Genomic DNA, 14,543 nt, shown 5'->3' with positions numbered 1-14,543 from the left:
GTCACAGCCGCTTCTCCATGAAGACGCTCGACCCGTTTTCGACATAGTCGCCGAACGGGCCCCGCACGGCGAAACCGTGCCTTGCATAGAGACGATGGGCGGCGGTCAGCCTGTCGCCCGTCTCCAGCCGGATCAGCGGCAGCGCCTCGTCGCGCGCCGCCTGTTCCAGCCGGTCGAGCAGCAGGGCGCCCGCGCCGCGTCCCCGCGCGGCTTCGGCCACGAAGACCGATTTCAGCTCGCCATAACCCGGTTTCACGTGAAGCGCGCCGCAGCCCAGCGGCATGTCGCCGTCATACGCCGCGAAGAAACGGATATCGGCGGCATCGAGCGCCTCGATCGGCAGGAAGTGGTTCTCCTCCGGGGGGTAAAGCGAGCGCATCAGCGCTTGGCTCGCTTCGACCAGCGCGCGCGGACCGGGATCGGTTGCGCGCGCCCGCTTCACCTCGACGCTCATGCCGCCAGCGCGGCCTCGATCGCCGCACGGTCAAGACCCGCCTCGCCGATCACCACCAGCCGTGTCTCGCGCGGGTCGGCACCGAAGGGGCGGTCGAAATGCGTGTCGACGCGCGGGCCCACCGCCTGAAGCGTCAGCCGCATCGGTTTGCCTGCCACCGCGACGAAGCCCTTGAGCCGCAGGATGTCATGGGCGCGGATCACCTCCGAGACCTGCGCGGCAAAGGCCTTGGGGTCGGTCACCTCCGCGCGGGTGACGACAAAGCCTTCGAACTCGTCATGGCCGTGGTGATGCGCCGCGTCGTGATGATCGTCGTCCTCATCGTCATGGTCATGGTGATGATGCACCTCGTGGCGCGCTTCCATGTCGGCCTCGGCGGCGGCCCCTTGACCCAGCAGCACCTCGACGGGCAGCGCGCCCATCGTGGCGCGGACAACCTGCACGCCGCCTCTGGCCTCGGACTTCAGCCTGGCGACCAGCGCCTCGGCCTCGGCGGGGTCCAGCAGGTCGGTCTTGTTGACGACGATCATGTCGGCGGCGGCGATCTGGTCCTCGAACAGCTCCGACAGCGGCGTCTCGTGGTCGAGGCCGTCATCGGCGGCACGCTGGGCGTCGATCGCGGCGATGTCATGGGCGAAACGGCCCTCGGCCACCGCCTTGCCATCGACCACGGTGACGACGCCATCTACCGTCACGCGGGTCGAAATGCCCGGCCAGTTGAAGGCGCGGATGAGCGGCTGCGGCAGTGCGAGGCCCGAGGTCTCGATCACGATGTGATCGACCGGCTCGTCGCGGTCGAGAAGCTTTTCCATGGTCGGAATGAAATCGTCGGCGACGGTGCAGCAGATGCAGCCATTCGACAGCTCGACCACGTCTTCGTCGCGGCAGTTCTCGATGCCGCAGCCCTTGAGGATGCCGCCATCGACGCCGAGATCGCCGAACTCGTTGATGACGAGCGCGATGCGCTTGCCCTTGGCGTTCTCCAAAAGGTGGCGGATCAGCGTGGTCTTGCCGGCACCGAGAAAGCCGGTGACGACGGTGGCGGGGATCTTTGCGGGCATCGGGGTCATCCGTTACTGATCGGCGCGAAGGCACCGGAGGTGGAAATGAATTGCATCACGATCTGCGCGACCTGCGCGGCGCCGGGCGAGGCGCCCGAGGGGGCGGTTCTGGCCGAGGCGCTGCGCGAGGGTCTGAGCGATGGGGTCGTGGTGCGCCTCGTCGATTGTCTCAATGTCTGCCATTCGCCCGTCGCCCTGTCGATCCGGGGCGCGGGCAAGACGGCCTATCTCTTTGCGGGGGTGGACCCGGCCACGCAGGCGGCCGAAATCCGTAAGCTTGCGGACCTCTACGCCGAAGCGCCGGGCGGTGAGATCACCGATGCGCGGCCCTTGGGACGGCTCAGGCACGGCCTGATCGGGCGCATCCCGGCGGGCTGAGGCGTCACGCCGCCTCTCGCGACCAGATCCAGCCGGCCAGAAGGCCAAGGAGCGCCCAGGCCACCGCCGAGACGCCCAGCGCCCGCGTGGCGAAGAGCGCGCCCAATTCGGGCGCGGCGGTGCCGAAGTAGCGGTCGAGATGCGGCGCGCCGATCAGATGCGGCAGCGCGATCAGCGCCGCGCCCCCCGCAAGCCAGCCGGGTCCGCGCCCGAAGGCCATGACGGCGAGGCCTAGCGCCGTCGCCACCACCGTCACGCCCCACCAGAGCTGCCGTTCGGACACCTCGGCCGCGATGGTGCCGGGCAGCTCGGGCGGCAGCCCGAAGGCGGGGGCGAGCGCCAGTGCCGCGAAACCCGCGAGGCCCCACAGCAGGCCTGCGCGTGCGTCGATCCGCATGCCCCGCCGGGCCGCGAGCGCGAAGCCTGCCGCCAGCACGAAGCCGAAGCCGATCCAGCCGACGATGTTGAGCGCGATGGTGCCCAGATGGCGCCCGATCGCGTCGCCCAAGGGCGGTGCGCCCGCATCCGAGCCGATATAGCCGTCGGTGAAATGCGCCCGCGCGCCGGTCTCGTAAAGCTCGGCTTCCATGAGAAGGGGCACGACGAACCAAAGCTGCAAAAGTGCGGCGAGCACGCCCGCGGCCAGGCCAGCGAACAACGCGCTGGCCCCGATCTGTTTCAACATGTCCGGGCGATCAGTGGCAGGGAAAGCCGGTGGCGTGGCGCGAATCATGGGCCACGTCGTGCATCGCGCCCGCCTGGCTGAAGCCGGCGGCGAAGATCAGGCCGAGGCCGAGAATGGCGGCGAAGGCGATGGTGGCGATGTCGGTCGTGCTGCCGGAGGCGGCGATGGTCTTGGTCGTCATGTCTGTTCTCCTGTCCCGTCCACCCGACGGGGTATCGGTTACGTCACGCAGGGCCGGTCTCCTGGCTCGCGGGTCGTGGCATCCCTCCACCTTCCCGGGATCTCTCCCAGTGGTGCCGGAGGGGCGCTCACCGCTTACAGTCGCGGGGGCGGCTGCGGCTGGGGGCCTCCTGACTGGATCGGCCCCTTCCGCATTCCCGATTTCCTCCCCTCGGGCGCTTCGCGCCGCATCGGGGAACCTTGCCTTTTGTTTCTGCGCCGCGCCGCCGTCCCGCGTCAAGCGCCAAGGCCGGGGCGCGGGGCACGGCTCGGCCTAGCAAACGCGGCGGAACCCCGCGCGCAAAGGGCCGCGCGCGTTGACTTCGCGCCCCCCTTTCCCGCATAGGCGCGCGACCAAGAGCGCGAACGAGGGCAGCTTTCATGCGATTCTCCCGGCTGCGGCTGAACGGCTTCAAGAGCTTCGTCGACCCGACCGATCTGGTGATCGAGGACGGGCTCACCGGCGTGGTCGGCCCGAATGGCTGCGGCAAGTCGAACCTCTTGGAGGCGCTGCGCTGGGTGATGGGCGAGAACCGCCCCACCGCGATGCGCGGCGGCGGCATGGAGGACGTGATCTTCGCCGGGGCCGCGACCCGTCCCGCGCGCAACCACGCCGAGGTCATGCTGTCGATCGACAACGCCGAGCGTCTGGCGCCCGCCGCTTTCAACGATGCCGACACGCTGGAGATCGGGCGCCGCATCACCCGCGACCTCGGTTCGGCCTACCGCCTCAACGGCCGCGAGGTCCGCGCGCGTGATGTGCAGATGCTCTTCGCCGACGCCTCGACCGGTTCGCAATCGCCCGCCCTCGTGCGGCAGGGCCAGATCTCCGAGCTGATCAATGCCAAGCCCACCGCGCGGCGTCGCATCCTCGAAGAGGCGGCGGGCATCTCGGGTCTCTACCAGCGCCGCCACGAGGCCGAGCTGAAACTGCGGGGGGCCGAAGCGAACCTGTCCCGCGTCGACGACGTGGTCGAGAGCCAGGCGGCGCAGCTGGCGACGCTGGCGCGTCAGGCCCGGACGGCGGCGCGCTACCGCGAGATCGGGGCCTCCCTGCGCACGGCCGAGGGGCTGCTGCTGTGGCTGCGCTGGAACGTCGCCGAGACGATGCGCCGCGCCGCCGAGGAAGAGCTGCGCGAGATGGCGAAGGCCGCCGCCCGGGCCGACGGGCTCGCCGCCCGCGCGGTCGAGACGCGCGCCGCCGCCGAAGCCGCGTTGCCGCCCCTGCGCGAGGAGGCGACCATCGCCTCTGCCGTGCTGAACCGCCACGAGGCCGAGCGCGACCGGCTGCTTGATCAGGAAAAGCGGGCGCGGGGGGCGATCCGGGCCTTGGGCGCACGGATCGAACAGCTCGACCGCGACATGGAACGCGAAAGCGTGCTCGACCGCGACGCGGGCGAGACGATGCGCGCGCTCGAGGTCGAAGCGGCGGAGCTGGCGCAAGCCGGGCAGGGGCACGAGGTGCGGCTGGCGCAGATCGAGGCGGTGGCACGCGAGGCGGGCGAGATCTTGTCGGAGGCCGAGCACGCCCAAGGCCAGCGCACCGAGGACACCGCCCGGCTCGCGGCGCGGCACCAATCGGCGCAGCGGCTGGTGGCCGAGGCCCGGACCCGCATCTCCAAGAGTGCCGAGGCGGCGGCGCAAGCGAAGGCGCAGCTCGACGCCGCAGGCACCGCCACGACCGAGGCCGAGGCCGTGCTGGCCGGGGCCGTCGAGGCCGAGACACAGGCAAAAGTCGCCGCCGAGGCCGCTGAGGCCGATCTGGCCCAAGCCGAGACCGAGCGCGCGCAGGCGCAGTCCGACGAGGCGGAAGCGCGGGCCGCCCGCGCGGGCGTCGAGGGAGAGGCCAAGGCGCTGCGCGCCGAAGTCAGCGGTCTGGCGCGGCTGGTCGAGCGCGGCGACGGCAAGGGCCAGCAGCTTCTCGATCTGCTGAAGGTCGAGCCGGGCTTCGAGAAGGCTTTGGGCGCGGCGCTGGGCGACGAGTTGAAGGCGCCCGTGGTCGATGCGCGCGGGGCGACCGGCTGGGCCGAGCTGCCCGGCTACGACGCCGACCAGCCGCTGCCCGATGGCGCCGAACCTCTGGCGGGCCTCGTCCATGCACCGGGTCTACTGGGCCGTCGCTTGGCGCAGGTCGGCGTCGTCGCGCGCGACCGGGGGGCTGCGCTGCAGGAGCGCCTGAGGCCGGGCCAACGCCTCGTGAGCCGCGAGGGGGATCTGTGGCGCTGGGATGGCTACCGCGCCGGGACCGAGGACGCACCCTCGGCGGCGGCGCTGCGGCTCGAACAGATGAACCGGCTCGCGGCGCTGCGCAGCGAGCTTGAGGTGATCGAGGCCAAGCTGGAGGAGCTGACCGAGCGCCATGCCGATGCCGCGGCGGCGCTGGAGCGCGCCAAGGAGATCGATGCCCGCGCCCGCACCGCCCGCCGCGCCGCCGAGACGGCGCTGTCCGAGGCCGCGCGCGCGCTCAGCCGCGCCGAGGGCGAAAAGGGCCGGGCCCTGACCCGCCGTGACGCCGCGAGCGAGGCGATGGGCCGGCACGAAGCCGAGGGCCGCGCCGGGCGCGAAGCGCTGGTCGAGGCCGAAGCCGGGCTGCGCGATCTCGATGATCTCGAGGCGGCGCGCGAGGCCGTGGAACAGGGCCGCCAGCTGGTCGAGGCGGCGCGGATCACCATGATCACCCGGCGCTCCGAGGCCGACGAGATCCGCCGCAACGGCGAGACCCGGGCGCGCCGCGCCGAGACCGTGACGCGCGAGCTCGAAGGCTGGCGCCAGCGCGCCGAGACCGCGCGGGGCCGGGTCGGCGAGCTGACCGCCCGCCGTACCGAGACCGAGGCCGAGCTGGAGCGCGCCCGCGAGCGGCCCGAGGCGATCTTTGCCGAGCGGCGCACGATGGATGCGAGCATCGCGCAGGCCGAGGCGCGACGCGACGCCGCCGCTGAGGCGCTGCGCGTGGCCGAGGGTGCGCTGACCGATGCACAGACGGCCGAACGCACAGCCGAGCGCGCCGCTTCGGAAGCGCGCGAGCGTCGTGCCGCCTCCGAGGCGCGCGCCGAGGCCGCCCGCGCCGCCGCGACCCAAGCGGCCGAGCGGATCGAGGAAACGCTGGAGACCACGCCCGAGGCGCTGTTCGAAACGCTGGAGATCGGCGCGCTGGCGCCGCCGCCCACCGAGGAGGTAGAGGCCAAGGTCGCGCAGCTGCGCCGCCAGCGGGACGCGCTGGGCTCGGTCAATCTGCGCGCCGAGGAGGATGCCGAGGCGATCCGCACCGAGCATGACGGGCTGGTCGCCGAGAAGGCCGACCTCGAAGAGGCGATCCGTACCCTGCGCACCGGCATCGGCAGCCTCAACCGCGAGGGGCGCGAGCGGCTGCTCGCCGCTTTTTCACAGGTCAACGAGAACTTCGGCACGCTCTTCACGCATCTTTTCGGCGGCGGCGAAGCGCGGCTCACCTTGGTCGAGAGCGACGACCCTCTCGAAGCCGGGCTCGAGATCCTGTGCCAGCCGCCGGGCAAGAAACTTTCGGTGCTGTCGCTGCTGTCGGGCGGCGAGCAGACGCTCACCGCATTGGCGCTGATCTTCGCGGTGTTCCTTGCCAGCCCGGCGCCGATCTGCGTACTCGACGAGGTCGATGCGCCGCTCGATGACGCCAACGTGACGCGGTTCTGCGACCTTCTGGATGAAATGGCCCGTCGCACCGATACGCGGTTCCTGATCATCACCCACCACGCTGTGACGATGGCGCGGATGGACCGGCTCTATGGGGTCACCATGGGCGAACAGGGGGTGAGCCAGCTCGTCTCTGTCGATCTTCGCAAGGCCGAGCAGATGGTCGCCTGACCGGTTGCTTCGGAGGCGAAGCAACTCGTGATTGCAGAACATAACAAGAACACTTGAGAACTTGTCCCGATTTTGGCAAGACTTCCTCCTGCCGCGACACTTCGCGGCGAGGGGAGGTGATATGCATTGACCGAAGCGAGCTACCGTAAGTGGATGGTGGTCGTCGCAGTGGCAACACTGGTGCTGACCGCTGTCCGTCTCTGGGTCGGGAGGTAATCCCCGGCAAAGAGAAACCCCCGCAGAGCGGCAACTCTGCGGGGGCCAGATCAGGGATGAAACATCATCGACCGATCGCTACCGTATGACCGATATAATGTGCATCGGTTGCCGGATTGTAAAGGCTCAGAGCAGCAGCCCAACCAGCATCCACAGCCCCATCCCAGCCATCATCACGTTCTCGGTAAGCGAAATGAACCCCAAGGGCACGTTGCTGTCGCCGCCGACACAGGCGCATTTCAACTCGCGCTTGTCGATCCAGACCGCCTTGATCACCGACACCGCGCCCACCGTGCCGATGAACAGCGCCAAGGGGACCGAGATCCATGTCAGCAGCAGCGCCGTCATCAGCACGCCCGCGATCGCTTCGGCCCATGGGTAGACATAGGCATAGGGCACCCATTTTTGCGCCAGCAGGTCGTAGTTGAGAAACCCGTTGGTGAAACCTTCCACGTCGCGCAGCTTCTGCAGCGCCAGAAGGCACATCGAGATCGAGATGAACCAGCCAATGGTCTGCCACGCGAGGAAGGTGCCCAGCGCCACCCATGTCACCGCGATGGCAAGTGCCAGCCCCATGCCAAAGATCGCGATCACCGGCTCATAGGTCGTGCCCTCGGGCTTGGCGGGCTTCATGTCGAAATGCGCGCGCAGATCGTCATAGCCGCCGATCCGCTTACCATCAATGAAGGTCTGCGGGGTCGTCTTCACGTCGTGCTCACGCATGAAGGCGTCGGTCGCCTCGCGCGAGGTCAACTCGTGATCCTCGACCTCGTAGCCCTTGGATTTCAATAGGTGCAGCGACTTCTGCCCGAAGGGGCAGAGGTGCTTGGGCATCGACATGCGGTAGAGCTGCGCTTGGGCCATGGCGGGGGCTCCTTTCTGACGGGGTTGCCCCCGCAACGCCCTTCCTGCGCAGGAAGGTTCCCGCTACGTCACAGCGCCTCGAGCAGGGCGGGAGTCGGCCAGGCATCGGCGGGCAGGCCCAGCCGCTGTTGTTCGGCCTGCACCGCCTGCCGGGTCATCTCGCCCAAGATGCCGTCGGCACCGCCGACGTCATGACCGCGCGCCTGCAGTTTTTCCTGAAGCCGCACCATCTGTTCGCCCGAGAGGCCGGAGGCCGCGTTGCCCGCATCATAGACCGGCGCACCTTTGAGACGATTGGCGAAATAGGCAGCAGTGGTGACGTAGACGAGGCTCTGGTTCCATTCGAAATAGACCCGGAAATTCGGGTAGGCGAGAAAGGCGGGGCCGTCCTTGCCCATCGGCAACAGCACCGAGGCGGGCAGACCGGCGGGGCCGAGGTTGCCATTGCGCCCCGCGACGCCGAGCGCCTGCCATTCGGAGACGGTCTTTTCGGTGTCGAGGCCGGTCTGGCTCCAGTCCATGCTCTCGGGCACGGTGATCTCCTGAAGCCAAGGCTCGTTCGCGCGCCAGCCCAGATGCGACAGCATCTTGCCGCCCGACAGCAGCGCGTCGCGGGCCGAGCCCTTGAGATCGACCCGGCCATCGCCGTCGCCATCCATGCCGTTCTCGATGATGTCGCGCGGTAGCATCTGCACCTGGCCGATCTCGCCGGCCCACGCGCCAGTGGTCGAAGCGGGGTTGATGCCGCCCTGCGCATAAAGCTCGACCGCGGCGAGAAGCTGCGGGCGGAACAGCTCGGGGCGGCGGCAGTCATGCGCCAGCGTGGCCAGCGCGTTGACGGTATTGAAGTCACCCTGCACCGCGCCGTAATCGGTTTCGAAGGCCCAGAAGGCCAGAAGCACGCCGCGCGGCACCCCGTATTCTGCCTCGATCCGGTCGAAGGTGGCGTCGTATTGTCCGGCATTGGCGCGGCCATTGGCGATCCGGTTCTCGGAGATCAGCCGACGCGAGAAATCGACGAAATCGCGCTGGAACACGCCCTGCGCGCGGTCGGCCTGCAGCACGGCCTGATCGGGGCGCACACCCGAGAAGAAGGCGTTCACCGTGTCGGACGCATGGCCCATCGCGGCGGCCTCGGCCTTCACCCCCTCGATCCAAACCCCGAAATCGCCGCCGCAGGGCGGCTTGGGACCGGTTGCGTCCTGAGCTTGCGCGAAAGCGGGAAGGGCGGCGAGGATCAGCGGTGCTGCGAGACGGGCCTTGAGGCGCATGGGCGAATGTCCTGTCAGTTGAGGGTCGCGGCGGAGCGTGCCAGCCGCGTCCTCGGGGGGCAACTCACGTCCACGCCAGCACGATCACCACGCAAAGACCCGCCGCCCAAGCCTTCCACAGCATCGCACAGGCCGCCTCGACCGCAGCTGCGCCGATCTCACGAAAGCCTTGGGGGTTCACCCAAGGGTATTCCTGCATCCGTCCGTGATAGGCGCGCGGGCCCGACAGGGCCACGCCCAGCGCGCGGGCCATCGCCGCCTCGGGCCAGCCGGCGTTGGGCGAGCGGTGCAGCCGCGCCTCGGCCGCGATCTCGCGCCATGGGCCGGGGCGCCCGGAGACGAGCCAGATCAGCAGCGCGGTCAGGCGCGCGGGGATCCAGTTCATCACGTCGTCGAGGCGGGCCGAGGCCCAGCCGAAGCCCTCGTAGCGCGGTGTGCGGTAGCCGATCATCGAATCAGCGGTGTTGACGATCTTGTAGATCAGCAGTCCCGGCAGTCCGACGATCAGGAACCAGAACGCGGGAGCGGTGACGCCGTCGGAGAGGTTCTCGGCGGCGCTCTCGATCGCGGCGCGGGCCACCGCCGCCTCGTCCATCGCCGCCGTGTCGCGCCCGACGATCATCGACACGGCGCGGCGGCCTTCCGCGAGCGAGTGCCGCAGGCCCGCGGCCACCGCGCGGACGTGATCGACGAGGCTGCGCTGGGCGAGCAGGATCGCCGCCACTAGGATTTCGGCAAAGGGGCCGGGCAGGGCGGCCAGCGCCTCGCCCAACGAATAGGCGCCAAACACCAGCACCGCGCAGGCCAGGATGCCACGGCTGCGCGCCGGGCCGCCCGTGTTGAGGCTTCGGTCGAACCAGCCGACCACCCGGCCCATCAGAACCGCCGGATGCGGCATGCGGTCCCAGATCTCATCGGGTTCGCCGAACACCGCGTCGAGCGCCATGGCGATCAGCAGCCACAGGCTCACAGCGCGGCCTCGATCTGCCCCCAGCGATCCGGGGCGGGCAGGCCGAGCCGCAGATGCGTGGCGGACCATGGAAAGATCCGGCTCCAGACACCGCCCTGTGCCAGCCGCTTCTGCCACGCAGCCGCGTCATCGACCTCGTAGAGGCGAAAAAGGTCGGTGCCGCCCGCGACACGCGCCCCACGGTCGGTCAACATCGTATCGAGCCGGGCGGCATCGGTCCGCAGCCGCTCGCGTGTGGTCCGGGCCCAGCCCTGATCCTCGAGCGCCCGCGCGCCGATGGCCAGCGCCGGGCCCGAGACGGGCCACGGCCCGAGGCTCTCGGTCAGCGCCTCGATCAGGGCGGGCTCGGCGATGGCGAAGCCGAGGCGCAGCCCGGCGAGGCCCCAGAACTTGCCGAAGCTCTTGAGGACCACTGTGCCGGGGCGGCCCGCCAGCGCCACGAGCGAGGCATCGGGGCGGATGTCGCAGAAGCTTTCGTCGATCACCGCGAAGCCGGCGGTGATCTCGGAGGCCTGCCACATGCGGCCATCCGGGTTGTTTGGGTGCACCGCGACCTGCGCCTTGGAGGAACGGGTCGAGACCTTCCAACCGGCGGCAAGAAAGGCGGCTTCGTGTTCGTTGTAGGTGGGGCCGGGGATGCGCACCGCGCCGGTCGGGGCAAGGCGGGGAAGCCGCGCGATCAGGGCCGAGGCGCCAGGGGCGGCGAGGATCGCGGCACCCTCTGGCACCCGCCAGAACCGGCGCGCCGCGGCGATGAGACGGTCCTGCGCGGCCCGGTCCGGTAGCGCGGTCCATGCGTCGAAGGGCAGCGCGCCTACGGGGTAGGGAACGGGATTGATGCCGGTCGACAGGTCGAGCCAGCCATCGCGCGCGCCGCCGTGCCGTGCGATGGCGGCGTCGAGCCCGCCGCCGTGATCGCGCGCGCCGCTCATTCGGCGTCGGGCAGGGGCGGGTGGCGGGTCACGAAATGCCCCTTCACCGCCTGCGGCCACGTTCGATAGGGCACCTGACCGCTGGCGCTCTCGCCATGCAGCACCGCCCAGTCGACGATGCCCTGCGCGGCCTCTTCGGAAACCTCGAACCGGCCCAGAGTGTAGTTCAGCTTGCCCGCCGCCTGCACCGCGACATTGCAGCCCTGTTGGCAGCCCATAAGGCACGAGACGCGGCGCGTGCGCACCGGACGGCCTCGGGCCGCTTCCTCGACGAGGGCGGCGAGGCGCTCACCATCGGTCGCGCCGGAGGCGTCGTCCCAGCCCTCGCGCTTGCAGGTGTCGCAGATGGTGATCCAGGTGGGGGGGCTTTGTGTGCTCATGGCGAGGGTTCAAACCCAAAACCGCCCCGTCCACAAGCGGGACGGGGCGGGATGAAGGCAGCGCGAGGCCCTAGGCGACGTCGCGCGCCTCCAGATGGTCGCGGCCATGCGGCGCGTCGAGATCGAGATCCGGCCCGATCGGCACGATGCGATGCGGGTTAATCTTCTCGTGGCTGTAGTGGTAGTGATGCGTGATGTGATCGAAATGCACGGTCCCGGCCACGCCGGGCACCTGATAGAGTTCGCGCGTGTATCCCCAAAGATTCGGGTACTCGACGAGCTTGCGGCGGTTGCATTTGAAATGCCCGTGATAGACCGCGTCGAAGCGGATCAGCGTGGTGAAAAGCCGCCAGTCGGCCTCGGTAATCCGGTCGCCCATCAGGTAGCGCTTGTCCGCGAGGCGATCTTCGAGCCAGTCGAGGCTGTCGAACAGCGCAACCACCGCTTCGTCATAGGCGCTTTGCGAGGTGGCGAAACCGGCCTTGTACACGCCGTTGTTCACCGTGTGATAGACCCGCTCGTTGACCTCATCGATCCCGTCGCGCATCGCTTCGGGCCAGTAGTCGTCATGGTTGCCGGTCAGGCCGCCGAAGGCCCCGTTCAACATGCGGATGATCTCAGCGCTCTCGTTCGAGACGATGGTGCCGCGTTCGGTGTCCCAAAGCACCGGCACGGTGACGCGGCCCGAGATGTTCGGGTCGGCCTTGACGTAGATGTCGCGCAGGAACGGCAGGCCGAACAGGCCGTCGCCGGTCGCTCCTTTGAAATCCATGCGGAATTCCCAGCCCTCCGTCAGCATTTCGGGATGCACGACGCTGACGCCGATATGATCTTCGAGGCCCTTCAGGGCCCGGAAGATCAGGGCGCGGTGCGCCCAAGGGCAGGCATAGGAGACATAGAGGTGATAGCGCCCGCTCTCGGCCGGAAAGCCGCCTTCGCCGGAGGGGCCGGGCCGACCGTCCGTGGTAACCCAGTTGCGGAAGGTTGTCGTCGTCCGCTCGAATTTTCCGCCCGTCGACTTGGTGTCGTACCAGACGTCGTGCCATTCGCCGTTCTGAAGCTGGCCCATTTTCAGATCCCGTGATTGCTGCGCTTGGGCATGGATCTAGGGCGCGGAGGCGCGGATGTGAGGCCGATGCGCCGAACAGCTCCTGTGCGGCATGGCGCAAGATGCCCGAAGCGCGCCGCGTCCACCGCTCCGATCACTGGCGGGCGTTCGACACGCCGCTATGTGTGGACCAAGGCCTTTCCCGAGGGAAGGGCGGCAGATGCAGGATACGAGGCGAGAGGAGCGGGGCATGAGGGACTGGCAGGGCAAACGGTATTGGCTGATCGGCGCGAGCGAGGGTCTGGGGCGCGAATTGGCCTTTTGCCTGAGCAAGGTGGGCGCGGATCTGGTGGTGAGCGCGCGCTCGCGCGAGCGGTTGGAGACGCTGGCCGCGGCGCTACCCGGTCGCGCCACGGCGCTGCCGTTCGATGTCACCGACCCGCAGGCGGTGGCCGAGGCGGCCGGGACCGTGGGCGAGATCGACGGGGTGGTGTATCTCGCTGGCACGCGTTGGCCGATGCGGGCGGATGACTGGGATCAGAACCGGATCGAGGAGATGGCACAGGTCAATTACCTCGGAGCGAGCCGGGTGATCGGCGCGGCGCTTCCCGGCATGCTGGAGCGGGGCCACGGCCATGTCGTTCTGACCGGGGCGCTGACCGGGTTCCGGGGTTTGCCCGGCTCGATCGGCCATGGCGCCTCCAAGGCCGCCGTGATGCATCTTGCGGAATCACTGCGCCACGATCTGCGCGACACCGGGGTCGAGGTCCAGCTTGTGAATCCCGGTGCGATCCGGACCCGTCTGCGCGAAAGAGGAGAAGGCGATACGTCCTTCGTCATGGAGCCCGCCCGCGCCGCGCGCGAGATGTTCGAGCATATGAGTTCCGATCGTTTCAAGATCAATTTCCCCTATGGCGCGTCGCTGCCGCTGCGAGCGGCGCAGTTCCTGCCGGATTGGGCGTATTTCAGGTTGTTTGCACGGAAATGACTTGGGGCGCATCAATGGGGGTGTTGCAGATTTGGCACGTGAATGTGGCGCAAATCAGGCAGCTCCCTGACGCTGCGGCAATTTCGTTTGACGATTCATCGTCGGACTTCATATGCCCTGTGAGAGAGGGGCGATGTGCGGCCCTGTTGCAAAAATGACCCGGCCGCCGAGCATCGGTTGAACGTCGGGACCAGATTTGCGAGAGGCGCGTTCAACGACCATGGAACCCGTAACGGACCCGGCCTGTGGTCGGACTCTGGAATCGAAAAGGACACTGAAATGAACGCCACCTACAAACTGCTGATGGCATCGACCATCCTCGGCCTCGTCGGCACCACCGCCATGGCGCAGAGCTTCGACGACGTGAACAGCCCGGTCTTCAGCAACGAAAACCAGCTCGACGACAACCTCGAGGATCTGGACGAGGACATCGAGGACGATTTCGAAGTCGACACCCCCACCTTCGGCAACGAAGGTCGTGAACTCGGCTTCACCGGCTCGATCTCGGCCCGCGGCACCGCCACCAGCGGCAACACCGACACCTCGACCATCGGCCTCGGCGCTCGCTTCGGCTTCTTCGACGGCGTCAACGGCCACGAAGTCAAGCTGAGCTACAGCTACTTCGACGCCGAGGACGACGCGGACGACCTGAACCGTCTGCTCGCCGGCTACGACTACACCCGCGACTTCTCGGACACGTTCTACGGCTTCGGCACCGCCGTCGTGGCCTATGACGAGGACGACAGCTTCGAAACCGATGCCTTCATCGGCGCCGGCGTGGGCTACCGCGTGTTCAACACCCCCGACGTGCAGTGGTCGATCCAGGCTGGCCCGGGCTACCGCTACCTCGAGACCGCTGATGGCGAGGAAATCGACGAGGCCGCTCTCTCCGTGTCGTCGAACTACTACAACCGGATCTCGCCGGACCTGTTCATCACCAACGACACCGACGTCATCGCTTCGGACCGTGACACCTACGTCACCAACGATTTCGGCGTGACCGTCTCGATGAGCGACGCTCTGGCGATGCGCACCAACCTGTACACCGAGTACCGCACCGATCCGGAGCCCGGCTTCGACGACACCGACAACACCCTCGGCGTGTCGATCGTTTACTCCTTCAACTGATCTCCCTCGATCGGTTGCATTCCGGAAAGGGAGGCGGGGAAACCCGTCTCCCTTTTTCCGTTTTTGAGGGCCACCTTGGGGCCATACGTTCCCGGAAGCCGACGATGCGCGA

The 14,543-nt window shown here is 68.5% G+C and carries 14 protein-coding genes and 1 riboswitch; of the genes, 4 read left to right on the top strand and 10 right to left on the bottom strand.

What is annotated here, in order from left to right; all coding sequences use genetic code 11:
• Position 1: 1 nt before the first annotated feature.
• Positions 2 to 454 carry a GNAT family N-acetyltransferase gene (locus ACJASC_RS01980; RefSeq protein ID WP_415143112.1) on the bottom strand — a complete coding sequence of 151 codons (453 nt, stop codon included), beginning with the start codon at positions 452 to 454 and terminating at the stop codon, positions 2 to 4.
• Entirely contained in the window at positions 451 to 1,515 is a 1,065-nt protein-coding gene (gene cobW, locus ACJASC_RS01975) for a cobalamin biosynthesis protein CobW (protein WP_415143110.1), read from the bottom strand. Before cobW ends, ACJASC_RS01980 begins: the two co-directional genes overlap by 4 nt.
• Positions 1,516 to 1,560: 45 nt before the next feature.
• Between cobW and ACJASC_RS01970 the strand changes: the two genes are divergently transcribed.
• The gene (locus ACJASC_RS01970) at positions 1,561 to 1,893 is read left to right on the top strand and encodes a DUF1636 family protein (RefSeq protein WP_415143108.1); all 333 of its coding nucleotides are present in this window, start codon (positions 1,561 to 1,563) and stop codon (positions 1,891 to 1,893) included.
• Positions 1,894 to 1,897: 4 nt separating this feature from the next.
• Here the strand turns inward: ACJASC_RS01970 and ACJASC_RS01965 are convergent, their stop codons facing one another.
• Positions 1,898 to 2,578: a CbtA family protein gene (locus ACJASC_RS01965; protein ID WP_415143106.1), complete on the bottom strand. Its 681-nt coding sequence runs from the start codon at positions 2,576 to 2,578 to the stop codon at positions 1,898 to 1,900.
• A gap of 10 nt (positions 2,579 to 2,588) precedes the next feature.
• Positions 2,589 to 2,759 carry a CbtB domain-containing protein gene (locus tag ACJASC_RS01960; RefSeq protein WP_341212499.1) on the bottom strand — a complete coding sequence of 57 codons (171 nt, stop codon included), beginning with the start codon at positions 2,757 to 2,759 and terminating at the stop codon, positions 2,589 to 2,591.
• 34 nt (positions 2,760 to 2,793) lie between these two features.
• Positions 2,794 to 3,016, bottom strand: a riboswitch (cobalamin riboswitch).
• A gap of 162 nt (positions 3,017 to 3,178) precedes the next feature.
• On the opposite strand from ACJASC_RS01960, the gene ACJASC_RS01955 reads away from it, so the two are divergent.
• Positions 3,179 to 6,634: a chromosome segregation SMC family protein gene (locus ACJASC_RS01955; RefSeq protein WP_415143104.1), complete on the top strand. Its 3,456-nt coding sequence runs from the start codon at positions 3,179 to 3,181 to the stop codon at positions 6,632 to 6,634.
• A gap of 342 nt (positions 6,635 to 6,976) precedes the next feature.
• Here ACJASC_RS01955 and ACJASC_RS01950 read toward each other — a convergent pair whose 3' ends face one another.
• From ACJASC_RS01950 to ACJASC_RS01925, 6 genes are all read right to left on the bottom strand, one after another.
• Positions 6,977 to 7,714, bottom strand: coding sequence for a MauE/DoxX family redox-associated membrane protein (locus tag ACJASC_RS01950; protein ID WP_415143102.1), 738 nt, complete (start codon positions 7,712 to 7,714; stop codon positions 6,977 to 6,979).
• Positions 7,715 to 7,782: 68 nt separating this feature from the next.
• Positions 7,783 to 8,985 carry a lytic murein transglycosylase gene (locus ACJASC_RS01945; RefSeq protein ID WP_415143100.1) on the bottom strand — a complete coding sequence of 401 codons (1,203 nt, stop codon included), beginning with the start codon at positions 8,983 to 8,985 and terminating at the stop codon, positions 7,783 to 7,785.
• Positions 8,986 to 9,049: 64 nt separating this feature from the next.
• A complete protein-coding gene (gene cbiB / locus ACJASC_RS01940; protein ID WP_415143098.1) occupies positions 9,050 to 9,955 on the bottom strand; it encodes an adenosylcobinamide-phosphate synthase CbiB in 906 nt (301 codons plus the stop codon).
• Entirely contained in the window at positions 9,952 to 10,887 is a 936-nt protein-coding gene (locus tag ACJASC_RS01935; protein ID WP_415143096.1) for a threonine-phosphate decarboxylase, read from the bottom strand. Before ACJASC_RS01935 ends, cbiB begins: the two co-directional genes overlap by 4 nt.
• A complete protein-coding gene (locus ACJASC_RS01930; protein WP_021694999.1) occupies positions 10,884 to 11,267 on the bottom strand; it encodes a DUF1636 family protein in 384 nt (127 codons plus the stop codon). The genes ACJASC_RS01935 and ACJASC_RS01930 overlap by 4 nt, the downstream gene beginning before the upstream one ends.
• A gap of 70 nt (positions 11,268 to 11,337) precedes the next feature.
• Positions 11,338 to 12,336: a glutathione S-transferase family protein gene (locus ACJASC_RS01925; RefSeq protein ID WP_415143093.1), complete on the bottom strand. Its 999-nt coding sequence runs from the start codon at positions 12,334 to 12,336 to the stop codon at positions 11,338 to 11,340.
• A 229-nt stretch (positions 12,337 to 12,565) separates the two neighbouring features.
• Here ACJASC_RS01925 and ACJASC_RS01920 point away from each other — a divergent pair, with 229 nt between their 5' ends.
• Together ACJASC_RS01920 and ACJASC_RS01915 are read left to right on the top strand one after the other, a co-directional pair.
• On the top strand, positions 12,566 to 13,303 hold the full coding sequence (locus tag ACJASC_RS01920; protein ID WP_415143091.1) for an SDR family NAD(P)-dependent oxidoreductase: 738 nt from the start codon (positions 12,566 to 12,568) through the stop codon (positions 13,301 to 13,303).
• Between the two features lie 279 nt (positions 13,304 to 13,582).
• The gene (locus ACJASC_RS01915) at positions 13,583 to 14,431 is read left to right on the top strand and encodes a DUF481 domain-containing protein (RefSeq protein WP_415143089.1); all 849 of its coding nucleotides are present in this window, start codon (positions 13,583 to 13,585) and stop codon (positions 14,429 to 14,431) included.
• Positions 14,432 to 14,543 lie beyond the last annotated feature (112 nt).

The organism is Limimaricola cinnabarinus (genome assembly GCF_047631075.1).
In the GTDB taxonomy this organism is placed as follows: domain Bacteria; phylum Pseudomonadota; class Alphaproteobacteria; order Rhodobacterales; family Rhodobacteraceae; genus Limimaricola; species Limimaricola cinnabarinus.
Note: the sequence above shows the minus strand (reverse complement) of the source record. Positions and strands in the feature narration are given on the sequence as shown.

Coding starts and splice junctions, on each gene's coding strand:
- ACJASC_RS01950 (WP_415143102.1), bottom strand. CDS start 7,714: ATGGCCCAAGCGCAGCTCTACCGCATGTCGATGCCCAAGCACCTCTGC.
- ACJASC_RS01965 (WP_415143106.1), bottom strand. CDS start 2,578: ATGTTGAAACAGATCGGGGCCAGCGCGTTGTTCGCTGGCCTGGCCGCG.
- ACJASC_RS01925 (WP_415143093.1), bottom strand. CDS start 12,336: ATGGGCCAGCTTCAGAACGGCGAATGGCACGACGTCTGGTACGACACC.
- ACJASC_RS01920 (WP_415143091.1), top strand. CDS start 12,566: ATGAGGGACTGGCAGGGCAAACGGTATTGGCTGATCGGCGCGAGCGAG.
- ACJASC_RS01930 (WP_021694999.1), bottom strand. CDS start 11,267: ATGAGCACACAAAGCCCCCCCACCTGGATCACCATCTGCGACACCTGC.
- ACJASC_RS01980 (WP_415143112.1), bottom strand. CDS start 454: ATGAGCGTCGAGGTGAAGCGGGCGCGCGCAACCGATCCCGGTCCGCGC.
- cobW (WP_415143110.1), bottom strand. CDS start 1,515: ATGCCCGCAAAGATCCCCGCCACCGTCGTCACCGGCTTTCTCGGTGCC.
- ACJASC_RS01935 (WP_415143096.1), bottom strand. CDS start 10,887: ATGAGCGGCGCGCGCGATCACGGCGGCGGGCTCGACGCCGCCATCGCA.
- ACJASC_RS01945 (WP_415143100.1), bottom strand. CDS start 8,985: ATGCGCCTCAAGGCCCGTCTCGCAGCACCGCTGATCCTCGCCGCCCTT.
- ACJASC_RS01970 (WP_415143108.1), top strand. CDS start 1,561: ATGAATTGCATCACGATCTGCGCGACCTGCGCGGCGCCGGGCGAGGCG.
- ACJASC_RS01955 (WP_415143104.1), top strand. CDS start 3,179: ATGCGATTCTCCCGGCTGCGGCTGAACGGCTTCAAGAGCTTCGTCGAC.
- ACJASC_RS01915 (WP_415143089.1), top strand. CDS start 13,583: ATGAACGCCACCTACAAACTGCTGATGGCATCGACCATCCTCGGCCTC.
- ACJASC_RS01960 (WP_341212499.1), bottom strand. CDS start 2,759: ATGACGACCAAGACCATCGCCGCCTCCGGCAGCACGACCGACATCGCC.